The following is a 16,671-nucleotide window of genomic DNA, read 5'->3' as shown; positions in this document are numbered from 1 at the left end:
CTATATTCCCATTTCGGAATTTATTTTTAAGTATTTTATTTTGTCTTCTTATTTTAGAAGCTTTAATTACCAATATCCATAAGCTTCACCAACTATCACGAAGTCTATTTTGTAGTCGGCGAGAAAAAATCTGCGCAAGCTTTCATGCCCTCGCAGATAGTATGCTATGAAATTTGTTAATAAATAACCTCTACTCTGCTCAACCTCTCCAACGACTAATCCTCATTACACAACTTTCATTTAGATAAAAAATACGATACAGAATTTCTCGCTCGTAATGTACATACCATTTACAAATATGGTATTACGTTTAGAGGTAAAGAAGTAAAAGTCATAAGTAACTTAGAACGGTTTTCTCACCAAAAACTGCGGAGCAAGCTCTCGCCTGCTCCGCAGTTTTTCTATCCTCTTCTTCTATCCTCTGCGCCATCTGCACAGCTTCGCCAAATCGTAGCCGCGGCTGGCAATAAAGTCACGCGTTTCTCCCGTCACAATCAGCGGAACGTCACGCAACTCCTTCGGCGTCAGGCAGCCCAAAAGCAGCATATACTTCTGCAGTCCTTCCGCCAGTGAATGCACATAATCTACGGCAGCGTCAACTCCCTGCTCCATAACCAGACGCAAAAGCGGGGCGGTAATCCCCACCGCGTCCGCACCCAGAGCAAAAGCACGCGCTGCGTCACCTGCACTGCGAATGCCGCCGCTCGCCAAAAGCAAAGCATTCTGCGGCAGTGTCTGCTGCGCGTCAAGCAAGCTCCAGCACGTAGGCACGCCCCAGGCAGCAAACTCCTCCGTCAGCTCCACGCCCTGACGCTTTGCCTCAATCGCCGGGAAGTTCGTCCCCCCTGCGCCGGCACAGTCAAAGGCTCTAAAGCCCTGCTCCAGAAAAAGCTCGTACTGCTCTGCCGCAATACCGCAGCCTGTTTCCTTAACGATAACAGGTACGCTCACAGCATTACGGATCTGCACCAGGTTTGCCAAAAGTCCGCAGGTATCCTTGTCGCCTTCGGCCATCCACAGCTCTTGTGCAGCATTCAGGTGAACCTCCAGCGCGTCAGCCTGCAGCATGTCAATGGCAGCCTGCGCCTGCGCAGGCGTAGCAAGAGCACTGATGTTACCGATAACAAGACCTTCGGCAAGCTCCTCGCGCACCACAGTATAGCTCGCGATACCGCTGCCGTCACGCACAGCGCCGAACTGCGAGCCTACAGCCATACCGATACCGGTTCTTGCCGCCACCTGCGCCAGCTTTCTGTTAATCTCCGTCACCGCATCTGTACTGCCAGTAATAGCATCAATGAAAAAAGGCAAACGCAGACGTTTGCCTAAAATTTCTCCAGATAAAACAAAGTCTGCCGGATTAATCTCCGGCAGACAGTTGTGTAAGAAGCGGAGATCAGCAAGGTGCGTTGCCGCCGGACCGTCGCCCAGCTCCAGTGCATATTGAATATGTTCTAGCTTACGCTTTGCACGTTGCATATCCTTCTCCAATTATTTTTCGAGGCTTTCCAGCTGCTCGGACAGGTTTTGGCTCAGGTGAGATTTTTTGCTGCCCATGTAGGAACGGAATTCGTTCTTTTCAGCATCACGTTTAACCTTGGAAATGCTCAGGCCGATTTTTTTGCTGTCCAGATCCATTTTAATGATTTCAGCTTTAACAACTTGGCCAACTTCCAGAACGTCGCTAGGAGCTTCGATGCGCTCAGGAGCGATTTCGGAAATGTGAACCAGACCTTCAACCTTGTCGCTCAGTTTAACGATAGCGCCGAAAGCCAGCAGACGAACAACTTCTACGTCCAGAATGTCGCCAATATGGAATTGAGAAGCTTCAACCTTCCAGGGATCTTCCAGAGTAGCTTTGATGCTCAGAGCAACACGTTTGTTTTCGCGGTCGATGCTCTTAACCAGAACGGTTACTTCGTCGCCTTCTTTAGCAACGTCAGCAGCTTTTACGCTACGGTCCCAAGACAGCTCGGTGTTGTGAACCAAGCCAACCAGACCTTCGCCGATTTCAACGAACAGACCGAATTCAGCAACTTTTACAACCTTACCGGTGTATACTTTGCCTTCTTCAACAGAGTTGTAAGCAGCTTCTTCAGCAGCAGCGCGTGCTTCTTTAGCAGCAGCAATGCGAGCTTCTTTAGCTTCCTTGTAAGCTTTGCGTTTAGCGTCAGCTTCAGTTCTCAGCAGGTCGCGGCGGGAAACAACGATGCGTTTTTTCTCCAGGTCAACTTCGATGATTTCAGCTTCCAGCTCTTTGCCGATGTAACCGCTGAAGTCTTCTACGCGGCGCAGTTCAACATGAGATGCGGGCATGAAGCCTTCAACACCTTCAACTGCAACACCCAGACCAACGATGTTTTTAGCTTTGTTTTTGATGATGCGCAGAACCTTAACGGTTGCCGGGCGTTTTTCGCCTTCGGGCAGCTCAGCAACATTTTTCCATGCAGCGTCGCGCTCAGCTTTGATTTTGGACAGACGAACGAAATCGCTCTTGGTGCTGCCAGGAACAACCTTAGCTTCTACTTCGTCGCCAACTTTGATAGAGTTTTGCAGTTCTTCAGCAGATTCGGTCTGGGACCATTCGGAATAAGGAATCAGACCATCATGTCTATATCCAAAAGATACATAAACGCCGTCTTTATCCAATTGAATAACGGTACCGTTGACAACTTTGCCAGGATATACCTCTACCTCCATACTTTCGTTGAGCATGCTTTCAAAATCCATGTTTTCCATTACTAAAATAGCCTCCTTAATTAAACGGTCCGGAGTCGATGCTCCTGCCGTGATTCCTATTTTATTGCAACCCCTTAGCATATCGCTGCTCAGCTCGCTGGCAGTCTCTATATGATATGCTTGCCTGCAATGCTTTTGCACCAGCTCGAAGAGATGCCTTGTGTTGGCGCTGTTACGTCCGCCGATGACGATAACGGCATCCGACTCTGCAGCCAGCTTTACAGCCGCCTGCTGTCTTTGCGCTGTCGCCAGACAGATGGTGCGCTCCACACGGTATTCTCCCGGGCGCTGCTCCTGCAGTGCCTGCAATATATCATTAAATTTCTGCAGCTCAAAAGTCGTCTGGATGATTACTCCATAACGCTCCTGGCGCGGTACATAAGAGATATCTTTTATACATTCTACACAGATAGCGTTTTTTCCTGCCCATTTTAAAATACTTTTTACTTCCGGATGATTTTTTTCTCCGACTATTACAGGAAAATAGCCATCAGCTGCTGCCTGAGCAGCCTTTTTCTGTGCCAGGCGTACATTCGGACAGGTTGCGTCCAGAATTGTCAGCCCTTGTTTTTCTGCCTGCGCGTAGGTTTCAGGCCCCTCGCCATGTGAACGGAAGATAACCGTTTCACCGGGAGCAAACTGCTCCAGACTGTCCTTACAGGCAATGCCCTCAGATGCAAGCTCGGCAATCAGCTGGGGATTGTGTATCAACGGTCCCAGCGTTGCACCCTGCACACGGTCAGTCGCAGCCTTCTGGGCCAACGCCACCGCGCGCTTCACACCATAGCAAAAACCACAGTGCTCTGCTACCTTAATTTCCATTATGCATCTTCACCTGCCTGCAGCTTTGCAATGTGCTGCATCAGCTCTTCAGTCATTGCATGCAAAAATTCTTTGTTGACCACAGCGTCCTCAGGAAAAGGCATCGGTTTGCCAAAGCGCACCGTAACCTTCGGCCATGTACGGCCGTGACGCTTGTAATCGGTACCGATGATACAGGCCGGCACAATAGTTGCCTTCGCCTTGCTCGCCATCATCAGCGCTCCGGGCTGAGCCTTACCAAGCTCGCCGGTCTTGCTGCGTGTTCCCTCAGGGAAAATCGCCAGCACCTGACCGCTTTCCAGAATATCAATACCATGCTTAATTGCAGCACGGTCCGCACCACCGCGGCGCACCGGGAAAGCACCCAGAATTTTATAGATAGTGCCCAGAACCGGCACAAACAGCTCTTCCTTGGCCATAAAATGGACCTTACGGGTTGCTGCCGTACCAAGTACAGGCGGATCAAGCAGACTCAGATGGTTGCTCGCTATAACCAGCGGACCATCCTTGGGAATATTTTCTGTTCCTTCTACCTTCAATCGCAAAAAGATGGTAAAAAGAATTTTAAAGAGATTCTTCACTAAGGTATAAATCATTGTGCGCGCTCCTGCACCAGCTGTAAAATTCTCTCGGTAACCTCGCTGATGCCCATATCGGATGTATCCAGAAGCAGTGCATCCTCTGCCTGACGCAGCGGACTGATAGCGCGCTCGCTGTCCTGCTTGTCGCGCTCGGCAATATCTGCCTGCAGCTGCTGCAGATCAACCTGCTGACCTTTGGCCACCATTTCCGCATAACGGCGGCGCGCTCTTTCCTCAACCGAAGCAGTAAGAAAAATTTTCAGCTGTGCGTTCGGGAATACCACCGTACCGATATCACGGCCGTCCATCAGGACACCGCCTGCCTCGCCCATACGGCGCTGCTGGTCCACCATTGCCTCACGCACTGCTCCGATAGCAGCAACACGCGACACAATCGCCGTCACTTCGGGAGTACGGATAGCATCGGTAACCTCGGTACCGTCCACAAAAACACGGTTGATTTTTGCCTCCGGTTTGAAGTCAATCAGCATAGTTTTGGATAAGCCGCTGATAAAGTCCTCGTCAAAAGGTTTGCCTGTCTGCAAAAACTTCCAGGCTACGCTTCTGTACATGGCACCGGTATCAATATAGGCATAGCCTAATTTTTCGGCAGCCAGCTTCGCAATAGTGCTTTTGCCTGCACCTGCGGGACCATCAATTGCCACAACAATTTTCTTCATTCTACATAACCACACTTTATAATGTATTAGCTATCTATATAATACCATGTTTTACATGTATATGGATAGCCTAATTTAAGTCAAATTTATGAATTATTCTTCTGCAGCCGCCGCTTCGCCAGCAGCATGACCGCTGCTGAAGGCCGCCTGCAGATTATAGCCGCCGGTATAGCCGTCGACATCCATAACCTCGCCTGCAAAGTACAGGCCCTTGATACGCTTGGATTCCATGGTCTTGGGGTCAATCTCCTTCACGCTCACGCCGCCTGCGGTAACAATAGCCTCTGCAATCGGACGTGTTGCGGAAATAGTAATCACAAAATGCTTCAGCGTCTGCAGCAGTCTGTGACGCTCCTCGCGCGAAACCTGGTTGATGAATTTGTTCTCATCAACGTAGGACATATCCAGTACAACGGGAATCAGTCGCTGCGGCAGCAGGTCCTTCATGCCGTTGAGCACCTGCTTACGGCTGTACTGCACAAAATCGCGCTGAATGCGCGCATCCAGCTTTTCCTCGCTTAGCGCAGGCTTCAGGTCAACCTCCAGCTCTACATCCTTGCCTGCAGCCAAAGCGTCTGCGGCAAGATTGCTCAGCGAAAGCACAATCGGACCGGAAACACCGAAATGTGTAAACAGCATCTCACCAAATTCACTGCCCAGCTTTATGCCGTCGGCCAAAAGCGTTGCCTGCACGTTGCGCAAAGATAAACCCTGCAGGTCATCAACATAAGGATAATCGCTTTCCAGCGGAATCAGAGAAGGCTTCAGCGGTACAATAGTGTGCCCCAGCTTCTTTGCCAGCTTTGCGCCGCCGCCGTCGCTGCCTGTGCCCGGATAGGAGGCGCCGCCCGCAGCCAGAATAACTCTGTCTGCCTCGTACACGCCGTTGACCGTGCGCACGCCGTACACATGGCCTTCCTTGACCATAATATCAATAACCTTGGTGTCGGTCTGCAGCTTGCCGCCGGCCTCGGTATAAATCCTTACCAACGTATCAACTACATCCTTCGCCTTGTCGCTTACCGGGAAAATACGTCCGCCGCGTTCAACCTTCGTCGGCAGTCCGTTACTCTCCAACAGCAATACTATATCATCATTTGTGAACCTATGTAAAGCACTATTTAAAAATCTTCCGTTTCCGGGCAGATTTTTTATGAAATCGGGGATTTCGCAAGCGTTGGTAATGTTGCAGCGTCCCTTGCCTGTGATGAGCATTTTCTTGCCCGGCACACGCATTTTTTCATAAATCGTTACCTGCGCTCCGCCCCAGGCTGCAGCAATCCCTGCCAACAGGCCTGCCGCGCCGCCGCCTACAATCGCAACTCGCGTCATAGCTTAGCCGCCTTTCTGAGCTGGGATAATTCCTGCTCGCTCAGGCTGCGGAACTTGCCGCGTCCCAAATTGCTCAGCTGCAGCGGTCCCAGCTTGATGCGCTTTAAATCGCGCACCGGGAAGCCGATAGCGTCACACATACGGCGAATCTGGCGGTTACGTCCCTCGTGGATGGTGATATCAAAAAGCGTAAAGCCACGCTCATGGTCATAATCACGCAGGTTGACAATCGCCGGAGCGGTCGGGCCGTCTTCCAGCTTTACGCCTAAGCGCAGCTGGTCCAGCTTTTCCTGCGGCACAATGCCCGGAACCTTAACGAGGTAGGTTTTGTTTACCTCATGGCTCGGGTGCATCAGCGCCTGTGCCAACGCACCGTCATTCGTCAGCAGCAGCAGTCCTTCGGTATTGAAGTCCAGGCGGCCTACCGGGAAAACTCTCTCCGGCAGGTTCTGCACGAAATCGGCAATGCTGCGGCGGTTTTGCGGGTCGGACATCGTGGTGACTACTCCCCTCGGCTTATAGAACATGTAATATGCCTTGGCCTCTTGGGCGATCGGCTTGCCGTCAACGCTGATGCGTACCTTTGATGCATCAAACTTGCAGCCCAGCTCGGTAACTACTTTACCGTTCACGCGGACGCGACCTGCCGTAATAATTTTTTCTGCTTCGCGGCGGGAGGCAACGCCTGCTGCCGCCAGAATTTTTTGTAAACGTTCTTCCATCTATCTCAGTTTTCCTTTGCTTCTAATGTATTATCAAGCTGCAGCACCTGTTGCGCAGCCTCTGCCTCATCTTCCGGCCTTGTTTCCAACGGCGGCAGTTCCTCCAATGAGTTCAGTCCGAACACCGTCAGAAATTTATCTGTTGTCGCATATAAAATGGGGTTACCCAAGGCCTTCTTGCGTCCTGCCTCTACCACCAGACCTAAATCCAGCAGTGTATTGAGTACGCCGTCAACTTTTACGCCACGGATGGCTTCCATCTCTGCGCGCGTCACCGGCTGTTTAAAAGCGACAATCGCCAAGGTTTCCAAAGACGCATTCGTCAGCTTTACTTCCTTTTTGCGTCCCAAGCCCAGCAATATGCTGTAGTAAACCGGCTTGGTTACCAGCTGAAAGCAGCCTGCTGTTTCACGCAGCATCAATCCCCTGCTTTCCGCCTCGTAGGATTGCTTCAGCTCCGAAACAAGCTCCCACACCTGCGGCTTATCCAGCTGCAGAAGGTCCGCAAGCTCTGCCACAGAAACAGGCTCACCTGCAGCAAACAGCACCGCTTCCAGTGCTCCTGTCATTTTATCAAGATACATTGTTTGCTTCCTCCTGTCCCTGCTTGCCGAAGATATAAATCGGTGCAAAGCGCTGTGCCTGGCTGATAGTAATCAACCCCAGCTTCAGCAGCTCCAGTACACCCAAAAAGCAGGCCACCTTCTCGGCAGGACTGCCTGCGGTAAAAATCTCATTCAGCATAAAGCCCTGCGGCTGACGCTGCAGTCTTTGCAGAATATCTGCCATTTTATCCTGCACGCTATAGGCCTGCGGCTCGATAAAGGCTGCCGGTCTGCCATCAGGCGCAGTCGTCATACCTGCCAAAGCCTTCAATAACTGCTGCACCGTGCAGGGAGCAATAGTGCGCTCCACCAGATTGCCGAACATCGGCTCACGCTGCCAGTACAGGTCAGCGCTCTGCTTCATATCTGCCAAAGCAGCGGCGGCACGCTTAATGCGGCGGTATTCCACCAGCATCTCCACCAGCTGTTGGCGCGGGTCTGCTTCCTCCTCCTCGCCCTCAGCGGACTGCTTGGGCAGCAGCATGCGCGATTTAATCTGCAGCAGCGTTGCGGCCATCACCAGAAAATCACTGGCGACCTCCATATCAAATTCACTCATGCTGCGCAGATAGCTTATATACTGCTCCGTAACCGCAGCGATGGGAATATCATAAATATCTACTTTATCACGCTCGATAAGATGCAGGAGCAAATCCAGCGGACCTTCGAACGCAGTCAGCTTCAACGATAAATCAGCCATGGCTTAGAACACTAAACCCAATATACCGTTTACCAGCATCATGTAGCCTGCGGCAAGCGGTCTGATAATCGCACCTGTAATACCGGTGAACACCAAAGCAATCAGAATATAAAAGCCGTAGCGTCCCACCAGATTGTCAAACTTCCAGGCCATAGACGGCGGCAAAAGCTCCGAAAGAATCTTGGAGCCGTCCAACGGCGGCACCGGAATCAGATTGAAGAAAGCAAACCATACATTATATAATTGCATCCACAGCAAAAAGCGGTAAACGCCATCACTCAAAAGACCAAAGCGATTTAAAAACGTCATGAAAAATGCTGCAAGAAAGCACAAAAACAGATTGGCTGCGGGGCCGGCAAAGGAAACCTTCAGAATACCTTCGCGGCGGTTACGGAAATTGCTAGGGTTAATTTCTACAGGTCTTGCCCAGCCGAAGCCTGCTACCACCAGCAGAATTGCGCCCAACGGGTCCAGATGCGCCATCGGGTTGAAGGTCATGCGTCCCATATAACGCGCAGTCGGGTCACCCATGCTGTCCGCACATTGCGCATGGGCATATTCGTGTATTGTAATCGCAAACAGCAGCGCAGGAATGCGATAGATCATTGTACTGAAATCGAGCATACTTTCCTCCGAGAAAAATTTATCAATAGATTTATTATACAACATCTTGTATTCCTACGTCAAAAAGAAAACGGAACCATCAGTATAAATTATGTGACAGTTCCGTAAAAATTTACTTTGTTCTGCTAATTTTTTTCTTATTTACCTGTGAATTGCGGTGCGCGCTTCTCATAGAAAGCAGCAATGCCTTCCTTGCAGTCGTCGGTACCCATCAGCAGCGCCTGAGTAGTTTCTTCGATTGCCAGCACCTCGTCCAGAGTCAGGTCATGGTCGTTAAGATATTTTTTCGTCAGGCTGATAGACAGCGGAGCGCTTGCTGCCAAGCGTGCAGCCATAGCATAAACCTTGTCCTTCAGCTCTTCGTCTTCATATACGTCGTTCAGCATGCCAAGCTCCTTGGCAGTTGCAGCGTCAATCAAGTCACCGGTAAACATCAGCTCTTTAGCCTTCAGCACACCGATAGCCTTCGGCAAGAAGTACAGACCGCCGCAGTCGGGAATCAGGCCAACCTTGGCAAAGCTCTCGCCAAAGCGTGCTTTAGCAGAAGCATACACCAGGTCGCAGGCCAGCATCAGGTTAACGCCGGCACCGGCAGTAACGCCGTTGATATAAGCAATAACAGGTTTAGGAATAGTAGTCAGGCGTTTGGCAACGTCGCCAACCTTAGCGATAAAATCCTTTTTGGCAGCAACGCCTTCTAAGCCGTTCAGATAGCTCAGGTCTCCGCCAGCACAAAATGCCTTGCCGTTGCCGGTAAGTACGATAGCACGCACCTCAGCGTCAGCAGCAGCCTTGGTAATGGCAGCATGCAGACCGTCAATCAGCGCGTCATTCATTGAGTTCAGGCTCTTCGGACGGTTCATAGTAATCGTCGCAATATTGTTTTCCACAGCGTATAATACAGCTTCTTCCATGGGGAACACTCCTTTACACATGTAGTTTATATCATTAAGGATATTATAGCATAAAACCTTAAAAGCGCCTACTATTTGTCTAAAAATTTTAGCTCTTCCTGCTTTCTTCACTTTCTGCATTAAGTAAAGGCGAAAAGTGGTGCCTTTAAGGCAACACATCAAGACTATCTTTCCCTCGCCTTTCATATCACTTGCCTTAATTCTATATAGGCATTTCATCTCCTAAATTCCGCGCATTTATCGCCTTCCAAAAATACTTATAAATTTTTCTAAAAAAACTGTTGACAAATAATTGCCATGCGAGTATAATAGTCTTCGTTGGTTGACTTACCAACCTTAATTCCCCGATAGTTCAGCCGGTAGAACACCTGACTGTTAATCAGGGCGTCGTAGGTTCGAGTCCTACTCGGGGAGCCAAAAAGTTAAAGCTTCGAACTTTTAGGAGTTCGAAGCTTTTTGTTTTTCCTGAAATTGATTTATGATATAATAAGTACATCACTATTACCAACGAGGTATCTATACTATGACTTTGGAAAATAAATTAGGCATTACCAGCTCTGCCGAGCTGGCAACTCAGGAGGAGCGCTTAAGCAAAAAGCGTGCGTTAGAGCTTTTCGAAAGCGGTATGCTGGACAAGCTGGAGGCAGGCACTTTCAAAACGCTGCAGGCGATTCATAAGCAGCTTTTTATGGATATTTACGATTTTGCAGGCAAGGTCCGTTCTGTAAACATTGCCAAGGGTGGCTTCCGTTTTGTTCCGGCCATGTATCTGCTCGATGCGCTGAAGCAGATTGAGCGTATGCCGCAAAGCACTTTCAACGAAATCATCGAAAAATATGTTGAAATGAATGTCGCCCACCCTTTCCGTGAGGGCAATGGTCGCAGTACGCGCATCTGGCTTGATCTTATTTTGAAGAAAGAGCTGCAGCTGGTTATTGATTGGAGCAAGGTTAATAAGGAAGATTATCTTTCCGCTATGGAGCGCAGTCCGATTAAGGACCTGGAAATCAAGTTTCTCTTAAAGAACGCTCTGACCGAGCATATTGACGACCGCGAAGTTTATATGAAGGGCATTGATGCAAGCTATATGTACGAAGGCTACGAAGAATTCAAAACGAAAGATTTATAAGCATAGGCCTGCCAAATCGCCTCAGTTGCAGCAATGCAGCTAAGGTTTTTTTGTTATTCTTTTAGTAATCCTTCATCAATCTTCCTTGCATACTAAAAATTTAATTGATATAATAGAAAAAGCTGAAAATTATATAAAAGGAGATTCTGTTTATGACCAACAACCATTCCAAGGGGCGTGCCATCGCTCTGCTGCCTATCGCAGTCTTTTTGCTGTTTTTTATAGGCTCAGGCCTGATTACCGGGGATTTTTACAGCATGCCTGCGATTGTAGGCTTTTTAATTGCTTTAATCATAGCCTTCCTGCAAAACAAAAAGCTCAGCTTTGTGCAGAAGCTGCGCCTTGCTTCTACCGGTGTGGGTGACGAAAACATTCTCACCATGTGCCTCATCTTCCTTGCCGCAGGTGCCTTTTCCGGCGCTGTCCGCGCTGCCGGCGGTGTAGAAAGCACTGTTAACCTTGGACTTTCCATTCTACCGGGCAATATGGCGGTAGCAGGCCTTTTCGCTATCGGCTGCTTTATTTCCATTTCTATGGGTACTTCCGTAGGCACTATTACCGCACTTGCTCCGATTGCTGCAGGCATCAGCGACAAAACCGGCTTCCCGATGGCTATTTGCGCCGGTGCCGTAGTCTGCGGTGCTATGTTCGGTGACAACCTTTCTATTATTTCCGATACAACCATTGCTGCTGTCAAAACACAGGGCTGCGATATGCGCGACAAGTTCCGTGAAAACTTTAAAATCGTCCTGCCGGCAGCAATCATCACTCTTGGCCTGTTCTACTTCTTGGGCAACACCAACGAATACCAGGTTAACGGCAATCTTGATTACAGTCTGATTAAGGTTCTCCCCTATCTGTTCGTATTAATCGGTGCCGTAAGCGGTGTAAACGTTTTCGTGATTCTTATTATCGGTACTGTGCTCAGTATGCTGGTAGGCCTCGGAACAGGCATGTTTACCGCTACCAAAATGTTTACCCACGTTGGCAACGGCATTATGTCTATGTATGACATCACCGTTATTTCTATCATTGTAGCCTGCATCATTACCCTGATCAAGGAATACGGCGGTATTGATTTCGTACTGAACTTCATCAAGAGCCGCATCAGCAGCACAAAAGGCGGTGAGCTGGGTATTGCCGCTCTCGCACTGCTTGTTGATATCTGCACCGCGAACAACACTGTAGCTATTGTTATGGCAGGTCCTATTGCCAAAGATATCAGCGAAGAGTTCGGCGTAACGCCTCGCCGCAGCGCCTCTCTGCTGGATATGTTCAGCTCCATGGGCCAGGGACTTATTCCCTACGGCGCACAGCTTTTGGCTGCAGCAAGCCTCACGGGACTGAACCCCTTCGCCATCATCCCCTACTGCTTCTATCCGCTGCTGATGGGTATCAGCGGACTGATTTTCATCTTCATCAAGAATAAAGACTAAAAAATCAAGCCGTACGACTATAAATTTACTGTAATAGTAAAAATAAAGCCGTACGGCTTTTTCATGCCTTAAAAACTACATCTCCCCAAACGTAAAAAGCCTGAGCAAACGCCCAGGCTTTTGTTATAGCTTATTATTTTTCAAATGGGAATTGGTACTGAGTCAGTCCCAGCTCATCTCTGAGCTGAATGAATTCCTTCTGAATGGATTCGCCAACCGGTACACCCTTGTCTTTTCTATCCAGCCAAGCCATGTATTCCTTCTCGCCGGCAGTATAGATGCGTTCCTGACCGGGAGCCTTGGTGGAATTGCGCAGACCGCGGCAGATATCGCCGGCAGTTTTCTTGAAGGTGTCAACGCCCATGAAGAACGCCGGATTGATAACGAAGAAGAAGTGACCCAGATGATACATAGCGTTGTTGCCGTTTTCATCCTTACCGGACAGTGCCTTCATGAAAGGACCGCCTGCTAATGCGGAAGACAGAATCTCTACGATAGTAGTGAAGCCGTAGCCCTTGTAGCCGCCGGTTTCTTCGCCCAGACCGCCCAACGGCAGCAGCGCAACGTTGCCTGCACGCATTTCCTTCAGGATGTTAGCGGATTCGGTCATAGTGCCGCCGTCCTTAGCAACTACCAGACCAGCCGGAGTATCCTTGCCCTGTCTAGCATAGAACTCAATCTTACCGTTTTGGATAATGCTGGTTGCGCAGTCAAAGTTGAACGGGAACTCCTCATCGGTAGGCATAGTAAAGGTCAGCGGGTTAGTGCCCATCATCGGCTCAACGCCAAAGGTAGGAGCAACGGAAGGTCTTGCGTTAGTACCGGAAATACCGATCATGCCTGCCTTTTCAGCCATAGTGGTCCAGTAGCCTGCAATGCCGTAGTGAGTAGAATTAAAGATGGTACCGCCGGCCATACCATACTTGGAAGCCTTTTCAATCAGCATTTCCATCATCTTATGAGAAGCAACCATGCCCATGCCGTTGTGAGCATCCATAACTACAGTACAAGGAGTATCCTTGACAATTTCAATTTCGGTTTTCGGCAGCAGGGTGCCATTTTTAATACGATCCAGGTAAATAGGCTTGAAGCGGTTGCAGCCGTGGCTTTCAATACCGCGTCTGTCGCTTTCCAGCAGAACGTCTGTACAAATGCGTGCATCCTCTTCGGGAACGCCGTATTTAACAAATACGTCTACCATAAAATCGTGGACTAAGTCCCAGCTTACAAAGGGTCTTGTTTCTTCCATGCTGTTTCCTCCTTGAAGAAAATTTTTTCAATTCATAATAATATTGCTTTCGCACTACATATAGTATACCTCATTACTCCATAATTGTACAGTATTGCTTTTACGGCTACACTTCGCGCCTGTTACAAACGCTGATGTCAAAAAATCTATTTTATTCTTAGGCATACCCACCTATAAAAAAATACCGTGCAGACCTCCTGACTAACGTCCCAGAAGCCTGTACGGTATTAACGTTTTGAAATTATCAGCTTAACCCTGCTCTGCTCCGTCCGCAGTAAAGGCAACCGGTGCCTTAGCCTCCAGCTCCTTCGTGCTGCCGTCAGCATTATACCACAAAGTTTTCTTGCTCAGCGAGCCGTTGGTTACAAGGCCGGTCGCATCAAAAGTGATGCCTGTGCCGCTCTTGAACTCTACAAAACCGGCACTTTCATCCTGCAGGTTGTGCTGCCAGCCAAGCGGACGCAGCTTCGTTGCCTCCGCCAGAGTACCGCTTATAACCCTGCCATCTGCATCAAAAGTCAGCAGATTGTCATTTTTAAAGCGCGCAAAGCCGTAGCCGTTATCGCTCAGCTGCAGGATAACATCATTGTCAATCACACCGCTGAGCACAGTGCCGTCCTTAGCAAAGGTCACGGACTTGTTGCCCATGTAGCGCACATGACCGTCGGCAGGAATCACCAGCCCCGGGCGGTACGGATGGTAGAAGAAGCGCGGCGGGAAGAACGGCGCACTCCGCTCTACATAATAATAGTTGCTCGCCAGGCTCTTCCAACCTGCTGGACGTAGATAGGTGGCGCTCGCCAGCACGCCCTCGATTACCTGACCGTCATCGTTGAGCTTTACAACAGTATTCTTCTTGAACTTGATATCGTCCGCTACCGTCCAGCCCTGCGGCACCAGCTTGGTATCCTTATCTAAGGTTATGGTTTTATCAGCAAGAGCTGTATTGGCACCTACAAGCACTAAGGCAGCTAATAGTAAGGCTGTAAATTTACGCATGATAATCACCTCGTTTACACTTTCTAAGCATATTATAGCATAGGTTACTAAAAGAAAATATAAAACTATTGTGAATTAAGTGTGGAGGGGATGGGGAGTATTCTCCCCCTCTAAAGGCTTAAGCCAGTAGAAGTTTTTTCATGCTTTTTGATGAACTTCATGCTTTGAAATGCAAAAACTTTATTTTTTTGAGAGTTTTTTCACTCAAGTGCAGAAACTTTTTGTTTCGAAAAGTTTTTGCAGTGGTTAAGGCAGTAAAATCAAAAAGCATATTGCTAACATCTTCGCTAAGCGTATTAAATTTATTAACTATCTCTGCTCATGTAAATCCAGCGAGCATCCGCACGTGATATATTTCTCACATTTTTCTTGACTACGAACAAATTATGTGATATCATTTCAGCATAAGTTAGAAATATATCACATTGGAGGCATTGGAAATGAAGAATTTCAGATTAACACTCAAGCAGAAATATGGTTATACTGCCATTTTTTCTGGAATCAGTTTTATTCTTCTGGCATTAGTAGGCAAATCTAGCAACATATATTTAAGTGTTGGCAGCTCGTTATTAAATTTAATAGCATCAGTCGGATTTTTGCTTGCACTTCTTCTTAAATCTGAAATAGATGACGAACGTGCTCTGGATAACCTTCACCGAGCTGGTTACCGCGCTTTCCTTATGATAATTTGTTTAATCAGCATCTTGGAATGTATCGTACTTTTGTGCCATGTTACTCTTGATGTAGACACCATGTTCAGACTTATACTTGGCATCAGCTTTTCATTTTTTGGATATTATTTCCTGTACTTTGAACGCAAATAGTGAGGATGGTGCAAAATGCCTGTATTAAAAACTAGAATCCACGAACTGCGCAAGGAAAGAAAAATGCAGCAAAGCGACCTTGCAGAGCTTGTCGGTGTCAGAAGAGAAACCATCGGCAACCTGGAAAACGGAAAATACAATCCCTCGCTTAAGCTAGCAATGGATATCGCCAAGGTGTTTGGCAAGCCGGTGGAATACATTTTTCAATTTGAGGAAGAAGAGAAATAAGTTTATTTTAAGAATCCAACAAACACAAACTCCTGTCACAAGCTGTCTTACGCCAGCCTATGACAGGAGTTTTATTATTCCCTATACATCCTTATACTTGCACCACAACCATAGATGAAAAATGATTTCAGATAACATGATTAACCATATTCCAGCACATAAGAGCCATTCTTCTAATGAACGAATGTTAGATGACTTATTAATGAAAGCAAAAAGAACAGATAGTAAAACTACATCAAAAAACAGCCAATCATAACTAGATGGTTTCCTGCTCCCCTTAATTCTTTCATCCATTAATGTCGCAATACGCAGAGAATCATTTTGCTCTGCCCATCTATCATGCAAACACCAACATTCAAAAAATGTAGAACAGCATGCAAACAAAAGATATGCTGCTAAAAGTAATACTGAGCACCAAAAGTCCAAAATATCATATTTAATACCCGAAAACAACTTATAAATTAAAAGCAATAACAGATAGGCTGTGCCACCATTAAGAAGTATAGCAATTGCTTTGGCTAAAGCAAAATAAAGCTTTTTTATATTACTCAACGCATCCGGCCACTGTATTCTCTCATCAAAAAAAATCACTTTACAGATTTTTCCTGTATAACGCATAATCGCATAAAATGTTATGACATATGCTATATCAGCAAACGGAGATTTAGTATGGCTTAAAACAGCTAGAATATAAACAACAATGACAAGTATTAGAAAAAACTTCATGACTTTCCCCTTTTTTCTTTAGGCAAAGCTTTGATTGGGTGCCTTTCTTAAGAAGATTATAACAGTGATGTATATAAAAGTAAATTAAAACGATGATATGCTATCTTTAAATTTATATTTCTAGAAAAATAAAGGGACCATAATAATTCTACGCAAGGCAAATCTTAAAGCTCCGAAAAGTTCCTCCTAGAAGTATATTAAATTTTCAGATAATACTAGCAATTCTGCTTGCGTTATGTTATACTAACAGTATCCATTTCGAAACCATATTGGAACCTTAATAATTTGCAAAGAGAAATAAAAATAAAGACTAACTATAAAAAGTCAAGGAGGCAAAGATAAAAAACTTAAACCAAATAGA

17 protein-coding genes and 1 tRNA gene are annotated in these 16,671 nt (G+C 47.4%); 5 read left to right on the top strand and 13 right to left on the bottom strand.

Features of this window, described 5'->3' with window-relative positions; genetic code table 11:
• Nucleotides 1-414: 414 nt before the first annotated feature.
• From fni to RDW05_RS10795, 10 genes are all read right to left on the bottom strand, one after another.
• Nucleotides 415-1,479, bottom strand: coding sequence for a type 2 isopentenyl-diphosphate Delta-isomerase (gene fni, locus RDW05_RS10840; protein ID WP_307979045.1), 1,065 nt, complete (start codon nt 1,477-1,479; stop codon nt 415-417).
• Between the two features lie 12 nt (nt 1,480-1,491).
• Entirely contained in the window at nt 1,492-3,561 is a 2,070-nt protein-coding gene (gene ispH, locus RDW05_RS10835; protein ID WP_307979044.1) for a 4-hydroxy-3-methylbut-2-enyl diphosphate reductase, read from the bottom strand.
• Complete coding sequence (locus RDW05_RS10830) at nt 3,561-4,157, bottom strand: lysophospholipid acyltransferase family protein (RefSeq protein ID WP_307979043.1); 597 nt, start codon at nt 4,155-4,157, stop codon at nt 3,561-3,563. The genes ispH and RDW05_RS10830 overlap by 1 nt, the downstream gene beginning before the upstream one ends.
• A complete protein-coding gene (cmk, locus tag RDW05_RS10825) occupies nt 4,154-4,822 on the bottom strand; it encodes a (d)CMP kinase (RefSeq protein WP_009145774.1) in 669 nt (222 codons plus the stop codon). Before cmk ends, RDW05_RS10830 begins: the two co-directional genes overlap by 4 nt.
• A gap of 93 nt (nt 4,823-4,915) precedes the next feature.
• Nucleotides 4,916-6,154: an NAD(P)/FAD-dependent oxidoreductase gene (locus RDW05_RS10820; RefSeq protein WP_307979042.1), complete on the bottom strand. Its 1,239-nt coding sequence runs from the start codon at nt 6,152-6,154 to the stop codon at nt 4,916-4,918.
• Nucleotides 6,151-6,876: a pseudouridine synthase gene (locus RDW05_RS10815; RefSeq protein ID WP_021721015.1), complete on the bottom strand. Its 726-nt coding sequence runs from the start codon at nt 6,874-6,876 to the stop codon at nt 6,151-6,153. The genes RDW05_RS10820 and RDW05_RS10815 overlap by 4 nt, the downstream gene beginning before the upstream one ends.
• A 5-nt stretch (nt 6,877-6,881) precedes the next feature.
• Nucleotides 6,882-7,460 (bottom strand): SMC-Scp complex subunit ScpB, encoded by a 579-nt coding sequence (gene scpB, locus RDW05_RS10810; RefSeq protein ID WP_293724496.1) that lies wholly within the window; start codon nt 7,458-7,460, stop codon nt 6,882-6,884.
• Nucleotides 7,450-8,181 (bottom strand): segregation/condensation protein A, encoded by a 732-nt coding sequence (locus RDW05_RS10805; RefSeq protein WP_307979041.1) that lies wholly within the window; start codon nt 8,179-8,181, stop codon nt 7,450-7,452. The genes scpB and RDW05_RS10805 overlap by 11 nt, the downstream gene beginning before the upstream one ends.
• Nucleotides 8,182-8,184: 3 nt before the next feature.
• Complete coding sequence (locus RDW05_RS10800) at nt 8,185-8,805, bottom strand: site-2 protease family protein (RefSeq protein WP_304278371.1); 621 nt, start codon at nt 8,803-8,805, stop codon at nt 8,185-8,187.
• Between the two features lie 137 nt (nt 8,806-8,942).
• Nucleotides 8,943-9,719, bottom strand: coding sequence for an enoyl-CoA hydratase/isomerase family protein (locus tag RDW05_RS10795; RefSeq protein WP_040565195.1), 777 nt, complete (start codon nt 9,717-9,719; stop codon nt 8,943-8,945).
• Nucleotides 9,720-10,060: 341 nt separating this feature from the next.
• On the opposite strand from RDW05_RS10795, the gene RDW05_RS10790 reads away from it, so the two are divergent.
• From RDW05_RS10790 to RDW05_RS10780, 3 genes are all read left to right on the top strand, one after another.
• Nucleotides 10,061-10,136, top strand: a tRNA-Asn gene (locus RDW05_RS10790).
• 106 nt (nt 10,137-10,242) lie between these two features.
• Nucleotides 10,243-10,848, top strand: a complete 606-nt coding sequence (gene fic / locus RDW05_RS10785; RefSeq protein WP_304278358.1) for a protein adenylyltransferase Fic — start codon at nt 10,243-10,245, stop codon at nt 10,846-10,848.
• 152 nt (nt 10,849-11,000) lie between these two features.
• The gene (locus RDW05_RS10780; protein ID WP_277083800.1) at nt 11,001-12,284 is read left to right on the top strand and encodes a Na+/H+ antiporter NhaC family protein; all 1,284 of its coding nucleotides are present in this window, start codon (nt 11,001-11,003) and stop codon (nt 12,282-12,284) included.
• A gap of 133 nt (nt 12,285-12,417) precedes the next feature.
• Here the strand turns inward: RDW05_RS10780 and RDW05_RS10775 are convergent, their stop codons facing one another.
• Entirely contained in the window at nt 12,418-13,533 is a 1,116-nt protein-coding gene (locus tag RDW05_RS10775; protein ID WP_307979039.1) for an Ldh family oxidoreductase, read from the bottom strand.
• A gap of 249 nt (nt 13,534-13,782) precedes the next feature.
• Nucleotides 13,783-14,532 (bottom strand): hypothetical protein, encoded by a 750-nt coding sequence (locus RDW05_RS10770; RefSeq protein WP_307979038.1) that lies wholly within the window; start codon nt 14,530-14,532, stop codon nt 13,783-13,785.
• A gap of 440 nt (nt 14,533-14,972) precedes the next feature.
• Here RDW05_RS10770 and RDW05_RS10765 point away from each other — a divergent pair, with 440 nt between their 5' ends.
• Nucleotides 14,973-15,356 (top strand): hypothetical protein, encoded by a 384-nt coding sequence (locus RDW05_RS10765; RefSeq protein WP_307979037.1) that lies wholly within the window; start codon nt 14,973-14,975, stop codon nt 15,354-15,356.
• A 15-nt stretch (nt 15,357-15,371) separates the two neighbouring features.
• Nucleotides 15,372-15,584, top strand: coding sequence for a helix-turn-helix transcriptional regulator (locus RDW05_RS10760; RefSeq protein WP_304159442.1), 213 nt, complete (start codon nt 15,372-15,374; stop codon nt 15,582-15,584).
• An 81-nt stretch (nt 15,585-15,665) separates the two neighbouring features.
• Here RDW05_RS10760 and RDW05_RS10755 read toward each other — a convergent pair whose 3' ends face one another.
• Entirely contained in the window at nt 15,666-16,310 is a 645-nt protein-coding gene (locus RDW05_RS10755) for a hypothetical protein (RefSeq protein WP_307979036.1), read from the bottom strand.
• Nucleotides 16,311-16,671 lie beyond the last annotated feature (361 nt).

The organism is uncultured Phascolarctobacterium sp. (assembly GCF_902463975.1).
Classification (GTDB): domain Bacteria; phylum Bacillota; class Negativicutes; order Acidaminococcales; family Acidaminococcaceae; genus Phascolarctobacterium_A.
This window is presented reverse-complemented; position numbering and strand designations above follow the sequence as displayed.

Excerpts from the sequence above, each read along its gene's own strand:
- fni (WP_307979045.1), bottom strand. The coding sequence starts at position 1,479 with ATGCAACGTGCAAAGCGTAAGCTAGAACATATTCAATATGCACTGGAG.
- ispH (WP_307979044.1), bottom strand. The coding sequence starts at position 3,561 with ATGGAAATTAAGGTAGCAGAGCACTGTGGTTTTTGCTATGGTGTGAAG.
- RDW05_RS10830 (WP_307979043.1), bottom strand. The coding sequence starts at position 4,157 with ATGATTTATACCTTAGTGAAGAATCTCTTTAAAATTCTTTTTACCATC.
- cmk (WP_009145774.1), bottom strand. The coding sequence starts at position 4,822 with ATGAAGAAAATTGTTGTGGCAATTGATGGTCCCGCAGGTGCAGGCAAA.
- RDW05_RS10820 (WP_307979042.1), bottom strand. The coding sequence starts at position 6,154 with ATGACGCGAGTTGCGATTGTAGGCGGCGGCGCGGCAGGCCTGTTGGCA.
- RDW05_RS10815 (WP_021721015.1), bottom strand. The coding sequence starts at position 6,876 with ATGGAAGAACGTTTACAAAAAATTCTGGCGGCAGCAGGCGTTGCCTCC.
- scpB (WP_293724496.1), bottom strand. The coding sequence starts at position 7,460 with ATGTATCTTGATAAAATGACAGGAGCACTGGAAGCGGTGCTGTTTGCT.
- RDW05_RS10805 (WP_307979041.1), bottom strand. The coding sequence starts at position 8,181 with ATGGCTGATTTATCGTTGAAGCTGACTGCGTTCGAAGGTCCGCTGGAT.
- RDW05_RS10800 (WP_304278371.1), bottom strand. The coding sequence starts at position 8,805 with ATGCTCGATTTCAGTACAATGATCTATCGCATTCCTGCGCTGCTGTTT.
- RDW05_RS10795 (WP_040565195.1), bottom strand. The coding sequence starts at position 9,719 with ATGGAAGAAGCTGTATTATACGCTGTGGAAAACAATATTGCGACGATT.
- fic (WP_304278358.1), top strand. The coding sequence starts at position 10,243 with ATGACTTTGGAAAATAAATTAGGCATTACCAGCTCTGCCGAGCTGGCA.
- RDW05_RS10780 (WP_277083800.1), top strand. The coding sequence starts at position 11,001 with ATGACCAACAACCATTCCAAGGGGCGTGCCATCGCTCTGCTGCCTATC.
- RDW05_RS10775 (WP_307979039.1), bottom strand. The coding sequence starts at position 13,533 with ATGGAAGAAACAAGACCCTTTGTAAGCTGGGACTTAGTCCACGATTTT.
- RDW05_RS10770 (WP_307979038.1), bottom strand. The coding sequence starts at position 14,532 with ATGCGTAAATTTACAGCCTTACTATTAGCTGCCTTAGTGCTTGTAGGT.
- RDW05_RS10765 (WP_307979037.1), top strand. The coding sequence starts at position 14,973 with ATGAAGAATTTCAGATTAACACTCAAGCAGAAATATGGTTATACTGCC.
- RDW05_RS10760 (WP_304159442.1), top strand. The coding sequence starts at position 15,372 with ATGCCTGTATTAAAAACTAGAATCCACGAACTGCGCAAGGAAAGAAAA.
- RDW05_RS10755 (WP_307979036.1), bottom strand. The coding sequence starts at position 16,310 with ATGAAGTTTTTTCTAATACTTGTCATTGTTGTTTATATTCTAGCTGTT.